Below are 4,311 nucleotides of genomic sequence, written 5' to 3'. Positions count from 1 at the left end.
GCCGACCCGGTCCCCCGCCGCATCCGGGGAACGATCGGCGGCCGGGTCGCCTTCGACACCCGCCGCGCGCTGTACGTGTGGGAGTGGCAGGCGTACCCGCAGTTCAGCATCCCGATGGAGGACCTGGTGGAGGGCGTGCTCCACGACGACCGGCACACGGAGCAGCTCGGCGCGGGCCCCGCGCACCGCCACACCCTCCAGGTCGGTACGGAGGTCCGCGCGGGAGCGGCGTGGGTCTGGGGCGAGGGCGCCCCGGGGTCCCTGCACGACACCGTGCGTTTCGAGTGGGAGGCGCTGGACTCCTGGTTCGAGGAGGACGAGCCGGTGTTCGTCCACCCCCGCAGCCCCTACTCCCGGGTGGACGCCCTGCGGTCCGGCAGCAGCGTCCGCGTCGAGCTGGACGGGGTCGTGCTGGCCGACGCCCCCAACTGTGTGAAGCTGTTCGAGACGGGCCTGCCGACCCGCTACTACCTCGACCGCACGACCGTCGACTGGTCCAGGCTGCGGCACTCGGACACGGTGACCCGATGCCCCTACAAGGGCACCACGAGCGGCTACTGGTCCTTCGACGGAGGTGCCACCTCCCACGAGGACATCGCCTGGACGTACGACTTCCCGACCGTCCACGCCCACCGCATCGCCGGGCTGACGGCGTTCTACAACGAACACGTCGACCTGTACGTCGACGACTTCCTGCTGCCCAGGTCCACCGACCCCACCCGGGCGGCCGCCGGCTGACGTGTCACACATCGGCTCCCGGCCCGGTCTCATGAGGCGGAAGGTTCTTCGCAATCCACCGTCTCCCAAGGAGCCAGGCCGTGAGTGACATCGTTCTGGAGCCCGCAGCGCGGGAATTCGCCGACGCGACCGCCAAGCCGCCACTGCTGTACGAACTCGGTGTCGAGGGCGCCCGCAAGCTGCTCGACGACGTCCAGTCCGGGCCGGTCGCCAAGCCAGACGTGGACGAGAAGTGGATCACCGTCCCGGCCGAGGCCGGTGACGTGCGGGTCCGCATCGTCAAGCCCGCCGGCAGCACCGGCGTCCTGCCCGTCGTCCTCTACGTGCACGGCGGCGGCTGGATCCTCGGCAACGCCGGCACCCATGACCGCCTGGTGTGTGAACTGGCCGTCGGCGCCCGGGCGGCCCTGGTCTTCGTCGAGTACGACCGCTCCCCGGAGGCGAAGTACCCCGTCGCCGTCGAGCAGGCGTACGCGACCGCCCGCTGGGTCACCACCGCGGGCGGCGGGGAGGGGCTGGACGGCTCCCGCATGGCCGTCGCCGGTGACTCCGTCGGCGGCAACATGAGTGCCGCGCTCACCCACCTGGCCAAGCGGCGCGGAGACGTGACCTTCCTGCACCAGTCGCTGTACTACCCGGTCACCGACGCGGGCCAGGACACCGAGAGCTACCGGACCTTCGCCCACGGACCGCACCTGACGGCGAAGGCCATGGAGTGGTTCTGGGACGCCTACACCACCGACCCCGCCGAGCGCGCCGAGATCACCGCGTCCCCGCTGCGCGCGACGACCGAGGAACTGCGCGGGCTGCCGCCGGCCTTCGTCGTCGTCGACGAGAACGACGTCCTGCGCGACGAGGGCGAGGCGTACGCCCGCAAGCTGACCGAGGCCGGCGTGCCGACCACGAGCATCCGCTACAACGCCACCCTGCACGACTTCATGATGCTGAACCCGGTCCGCGGGACCCAGGCCTCCACCGCGGCGATCGAGCAGGCCGTCCAGGTCCTGCGCAAGGCCCTCGGCACCGACTGAACACGTCGGTGCGAACCACTGCGAAAGGCCGCTCCATGAGTGCTCGGAAGCCGACCGTCGTCCTCGTCCACGGCGCGTTCGCCGACTCCTCCAGCTGGAACGGCGTCGTCGACGCGCTCCAGTCCCACGGCTACCCGGTGGTGGCCGCGAGCAACCCGCTGCGCGGTCTGGCCGCCGACAGCGACTACGTCAGGCAGTGCGTCACCGCCGTCGACGGCCCCGTGGTCCTGGCCGGCCACTCCTACGGCGGCTCGGTCATCAGCAACGCCGCGCGGGGACTCGACCACGTCAGGGCACTCGTCTTCGTCGCGGCCTTCCTGCCGGACGAGGGCGAGAGCGCGGTCGCCCTGTCCGGCGAGTTCCCGGGCAGCACCCTCGGGGAGGCGCTCCGCCCCGTGCCGGTGACCCTGCCGGACGGCGGCCGGGTCGCGGACCTCTACATCGAGAAGAGCAGGTTCCACCAGCAGTTCGCCGCCGACGTCCCGGCCGCGACCGCGGCGGTCATGGCCGCCACCCAGCGCCCCGTGACCGACGTCGCGCTGGCGGAGGGGGCGGCGGCCCCGGCGTGGAAGGACATCCCGTCCTGGGTCCTCGTGGCCACCGAGGACCGGAACATCCCCCCGCGGGCCCAGACCTGGATGGCCGAGCGCGCGGGGGCCACGGTGGTGACCGTCGCAGCCTCCCACGCGGTCGGCGTCTCGCGCCCCGCCGAGGTCGCGCGCCTGATCGACGAGGCGGCACGGACCACCGGCTGAGCGGCCGGCCGGAACGGGGGACCGGGACCCGGCCGTACCCCCGGCACACACGCCGGCCGGGCCCCCCGGTGCCTTCACGAAGGAACGGACACCGGGCCACCGACTTGGGAGCGCATCATGAACACGGACAAGCAGGCCGCCCGTGGGCTGGCCGACATGGAGGCGTATCTGTACCGGGAGGCCCACCTCAGCACCGCCCGCCGGCGCGTGACCGCCTTCACCGGGCGGACGGCCGGGCTGACCCACGAGCAGAAGCGGGACATCGAGCTCTGGTACCTGGAGGAGCAGAAGTACGTGGCCCGCATGGTGACGCAGCACATCGCCGACAGCATCGGCGCGGCCGAGGCGGCGCACCGCCTCCGGTTCGCGCGGTGGCTGCGCGGGACGCTGATCGCCATGGCCGTCATCAGCACGGTGATCCTCGTGGGCACGGTGGTCGTCACGGCGTCGGTGGCCTGAGCCGGCGAGGGGACACCGGCGCGCCGCGCGGCCCCGGCACTGTGGCCCCCCCGGGCGCTGCAAGCGCTTGCGGCGACGGCCCTGCGCCCCGTGGACGCCACGGTATCGTGGCAGCCGGGAGGCGGTCATGGTGAGGGGCGGAACACGGACCGGGCTCATCGGGCGGCGAGACGAACGCCGGGTACTCGACGATCTGCTCGCACAGGCGAGGGCCGGGCGGAGCGGGGTCCTGGTGGTGCGCGGCGAGGCGGGCATCGGCAAGACCGAGCTGCTGAACCACCTCGTCGACCGGGCCACCGGCTGCCGGGTCGTCAGGGCGGCCGGTGTGCAGTCCGAGATGGAGCTCTCCTACGCCGGGCTGCACCAGCTCTGCGCCCCGCTGCTCTCCCACCTCGACGACCTCCCCGAGCCACAACGCGACGCGCTGGGCACGGCGTTCGGACTGCGGGCCGGTGACGCGCCCGACCGTTTCCTGGTCGGCCTGGCCACCCTGAGCCTGCTCGCCTCGGCCGTCGGCGACGAGCCGCTGGTCTGCCTGGTCGACGACGCGCAGTGGCTGGACCGGGTGTCCTCGCAGACCCTGCAGTTCGTCGCGCGCCGGCTGCTCGCCGAATCGGTCGTGCTGGTCCTGGCCGTCCGCGAGTCCGGCACCCGCGAGATCCTCGCCGACCTGCCGGAACTCCTCGTGCGGGGCCTGGACGAGCACGAGTCCCGCAGACTCCTCGACTCGGTCGTCACCGGGCCGCTGGACGCGAGCGTGCGGGACCGCATCGTCGCCGAGACACGGGGCAATCCGCTGGCCCTGCTCGAACTGCCGCGGGGGCTGACCGCCGTCGAGACGGCGGGCGGCCTCGGCGGCCCCGGGACCCGGCCGCTGTCCAGCCGGATCGAGGCGGGCTTCCTGGGCCGCATCCGGTCGCTTCCGGACCGGACACGGCAGTTGCTGCTCATCGCCGCCCTCGAGCCGATCGGCGACGTCTCCCTGCTGCGGCGGGCCGCCGAGCGCCTGGGCATCTCCGTGGACACCGCCGTCACCCACGCCGAGGCGTCCGGCCTGATCACGTTCGGCACCTGGGTGCGCTTCCGCCACCCGCTGGTCCGCTCCGCGGTGTACCGCGCCGCCGGCCTCGCCGAACGCCGGCGCGTGCACGCGGCCCTGGCCGACTCGATCGACGCGGACCTCCATCCCGAACGCCGCGTGTGGCACCTGGCGAGCGCGACGACGGGACCCGACGAGGCCGTCGCCGCCGAGCTGGAGGCAACCGCCGACCGGGCCTACGCGCGCGGCGGCATCGCCGCGGCGGCGGCCTTCCTGCACCGGGCCACCG

5 protein-coding genes are annotated in these 4,311 nt (G+C 73.4%); all 5 read left to right on the top strand.

Annotation, left to right across the window (positions count from 1 at the left end; translation table 11 throughout):
* The coding region (locus tag B7767_RS34745) for a DUF427 domain-containing protein (protein ID WP_085575570.1) at positions 1 to 738 on the top strand (738 nt) is incomplete at its 5' end.
* 80 nt (positions 739 to 818) lie between these two features.
* Entirely contained in the window at positions 819 to 1,769 is a 951-nt protein-coding gene (locus tag B7767_RS34740; RefSeq protein WP_085575569.1) for an alpha/beta hydrolase, read from the top strand.
* Between the two features lie 35 nt (positions 1,770 to 1,804).
* On the top strand, positions 1,805 to 2,524 hold the full coding sequence (locus tag B7767_RS34735; RefSeq protein ID WP_085575568.1) for an alpha/beta fold hydrolase: 720 nt from the start codon (positions 1,805 to 1,807) through the stop codon (positions 2,522 to 2,524).
* 117 nt (positions 2,525 to 2,641) lie between these two features.
* Positions 2,642 to 2,983 carry a hypothetical protein gene (locus B7767_RS34730; RefSeq protein WP_085575567.1) on the top strand — a complete coding sequence of 114 codons (342 nt, stop codon included), beginning with the start codon at positions 2,642 to 2,644 and terminating at the stop codon, positions 2,981 to 2,983.
* A 127-nt stretch (positions 2,984 to 3,110) separates the two neighbouring features.
* Positions 3,111 to 4,311, top strand: a 1,201-nt coding sequence (locus B7767_RS34725; protein WP_179167417.1) for an AAA family ATPase, incomplete at its 3' end; no start/stop codon positions are given.

The organism is Streptomyces sp. 13-12-16 (assembly GCF_002114215.1).
Classification (GTDB): Bacteria; Actinomycetota; Actinomycetes; order Streptomycetales; family Streptomycetaceae; genus Streptomyces.
Note: the sequence above shows the minus strand (reverse complement) of the source record. Positions and strands in the feature narration are given on the sequence as shown.